4 protein-coding genes are annotated in these 2,552 nt (G+C 73.1%); 1 reads left to right on the forward strand and 3 read right to left on the reverse strand.

Features of this window, described 5'->3' with window-relative positions:
• The 3 genes from GTW43_RS12760 to GTW43_RS12770 form a co-directional block, all read right to left on the reverse strand.
• The coding region (locus GTW43_RS12760; RefSeq protein WP_161301776.1) for an MFS transporter at window positions 1-566 on the reverse strand (566 nt) is incomplete at its 3' end.
• Complete coding sequence (locus GTW43_RS12765) at window positions 557-1,099, reverse strand: MarR family transcriptional regulator (protein ID WP_237536563.1); 543 nt, start codon at window positions 1,097-1,099, stop codon at window positions 557-559. The genes GTW43_RS12765 and GTW43_RS12760, both read right to left, overlap by 10 nt.
• Window positions 1,100-1,204: 105 nt before the next feature.
• A complete protein-coding gene (locus GTW43_RS12770) occupies window positions 1,205-1,897 on the reverse strand; it encodes a type 1 glutamine amidotransferase domain-containing protein (RefSeq protein WP_161301777.1) in 693 nt (230 codons plus the stop codon).
• Window positions 1,898-2,075: 178 nt separating this feature from the next.
• Here GTW43_RS12770 and GTW43_RS12775 point away from each other — a divergent pair.
• Window positions 2,076-2,552, forward strand: a 477-nt coding sequence (locus tag GTW43_RS12775) for an SGNH/GDSL hydrolase family protein (protein WP_161301778.1), incomplete at its 3' end; no start/stop codon positions are given.

Here is a 2,552-nt window from a genome sequence, read left to right on the forward strand (position 1 = left end):
TCGGCGGCGAAGGTCAGGGCGTCGATCGCGTAGCAGGCCCCTGTGCCCCAGGCGCCGACGAGCAGGCCGCCGAGCGCCGGGCCGAGGAGCATCGCGCCCTGGAAGGAGATCCTGCGCAGGGCCAGGCCAGCGGCCACCTGGTGCTCCGGCAGCAACTCCGGCACGAACGTGCGCGACGCGGGGCCGCCGGCCGCGGAGCAGCAGGACTCCAGGGCGACCAGCGCGAGGACCAAGGCGACGGGAGCGGGCTCGAGCACCGCCTGCACGGCCAGCAGCACGGCGCACACGGTCTGCCCCGTGATCGTCACGAGGTAGACGGTGCGCCGGTCCACCCGGTCGACGAGTGCTCCCGCGAACAGGCCGAGCGCCACGAGCGGGACCGCCTGGGCGAGTCCCACGGCGCCCGTCCACACCGTGCTCCGCGTCGCGTCCCAGACCTGGAACATCACCGCGACGAGCGTCATCTGGCCGCCGAGCCCCGACAGCGTCTGGCCGGCCCACAATCGGCGGAACGGCGCCGACGTCCGCAGCGGCGAGACGTCGATGACCGAGCGGCTCAGTCCCACGCCGGGCTCTTCGCGAGCTGCTCGGTGATCCGGTCGTGGAAGCTCCGGCGGGCGAGCGCCTCCTCGATGTCGGTCACGACCCGGGACAGCGGGTAGGGCAGCTCGGCCTCCAGGGCGGCGAGGGCCGCCTCGGTCGCCGCCCACTCCGCCGCGAGCCGCCCCGCGACCTCCTCGGCCCGGTCGGTGAGGGTGACCTTGCGGGTGCGGGCGTCGTCGCCGACGACGGTGCGCACCCAGCCGGCCTTGCGCATCGCCGCGACCTTCTGGCTCAGCGCGGAGTGCGTGCGCTGCACCGACTCGGCCAGCTCGGCGATGGTCATCGGGCCGCGGGCGTGCAGCCGCAGGAGCTCCATGACCCAGCTCGGCTTGAGCCCCTCGATCCGCCGCTCGGCGTAGACCTGCCCGATGTCGGCGTCCATCGCCGCCTGCAGCAGCCGCAGGGGCCGCCACAGGCTCTGCTCGGTCGGGTCGCTGTCGCCGGGGTCGTCGCCGGGGCGCTCGGGCGTGGCCGGGTGTGCGGGGGTGTCGGTCATCCTCCGATCGTAACAGTGCTTATATAAATGCTGTCAGAGTTCCCGGATCCGCCGGGCACCGATGTCGCGGGACGATCTCCGTCGCTCCGTGGAGTAGGTCCCGGGTCAGAGCTTCTTGAGCAGTTCGGTCGCCAGGGGTGCGGCCGAGGCCGGGTTCTGGCCGGTGACCAGCGAGCCGTCGACGACGACCTTCGGGGCCCACGGGTCGCCGGGCAGCACGTTCACCCCGGCCTCGGTCAGCCGGTCCTGAAGCAGCCACTTCGCCCGGTCGGCGAACCCGGCCTGCGCCTCCTCCGTGTTCGTGAACGCGGCGACGTCGCGCCCCGCGAAGGCGTTCGAGCCGTCGTCCCGGGTGGCCGCGAGCAGGGCGGCCGGGGCGTGGCAGACCACGCCGAGCGGCGTGCCGGAGTCCAGGGCCCGCACAAGCAGCCGCCCGGAGTCGGCGTCGGCGGAGAGGTCCTGCATCGGTCCGTGGCCGCCGGGATAGAAGACGGCGGCGTAGTCGTCGAGATCCACGTCGGCCACCGGGACCGGGGCCTGGAGTTCGGTCATCGTGCCGAGTGTCGCGGCCACCCGGTCGGCGTTCTCCTGGCCGTCGTTGAACTCGGGGGCCAGGCTCCCGCGGTCGACCGGCGGCACGACCCCGCCGGGAGTGGCGACCACGATCTCGTGTCCGGCCGCCGTGAACGCCTCGTACGGCGCGACGGCCTCCTCCGCCCAGAACCCGGTGGGGTGCTCGGTGCCGTCGGCCAGGGTCCAGTGGTCGGCGCCGGTCATCACGAAAAGGATCTTCGACATGCGTGCTCATCTCCGGGGGTGAGGTCCGGGTCGTGTCGTACGCCGGTTCGGCGCCGTCTTCGACGGTAGGCCCGGGCGGGGCGGCCCACCAACGGTGGCGGCGCGGGCTCCCGGGCGACGGTGACGAGGTGAATAGGGGACGTGGAGAGTATTCAATTCGTTGAGTAGTATCGGGTGCATGACCACGTACCTGCGCTACGTCGCGATCGGAGACTCCCAGACCGAAGGGCTCGGGGACGGCGACGACGTCTCGGGGCACCGCGGCTGGGCCGACCGCCTCGCGGAACACCTCGCGCGCGCCGAGCCGGACTTCACGTACGCCAACCTCGCGGTGCGGGGGAAGACGGCCGGCCAGATCCGCGCCGGACAGCTGGCGCGGGCGCTCGCCCTGGAGCCCGACCTGGTCTCCGTGATGGCCGGGATGAACGACCTCGTGCGGCCCGGTTTCCGGCCCGAGGCCATCGCGGCCGAACTCGACGGCATGTTCGCGCAGTTGACCGCCGCCGGAGCGCACGTCTTCACCTTCACGTTCCCGGACCTCACCCGGCTCACGCCCGCGCTCGCGGGGATGCGCCCCCGGCTGCTCGGCTTCAACACGCGGATCCGCGCGGCCGCGGCACGGCACGGTGTGACGGTCGTGGAGATGGAGTACCCG

It is taken from the genome of Streptomyces sp. SID5785, assembly GCF_009870065.1.
GTDB lineage: Bacteria > Actinomycetota > Actinomycetes > Streptomycetales > Streptomycetaceae > Streptomyces.

Excerpts from the sequence above, each read along its gene's own strand:
- GTW43_RS12765 (WP_237536563.1), bottom strand. The coding sequence starts at position 1,099 with ATGACCGACACCCCCGCACACCCGGCCACGCCCGAGCGCCCCGGCGAC.
- GTW43_RS12770 (WP_161301777.1), bottom strand. The coding sequence starts at position 1,897 with ATGTCGAAGATCCTTTTCGTGATGACCGGCGCCGACCACTGGACCCTG.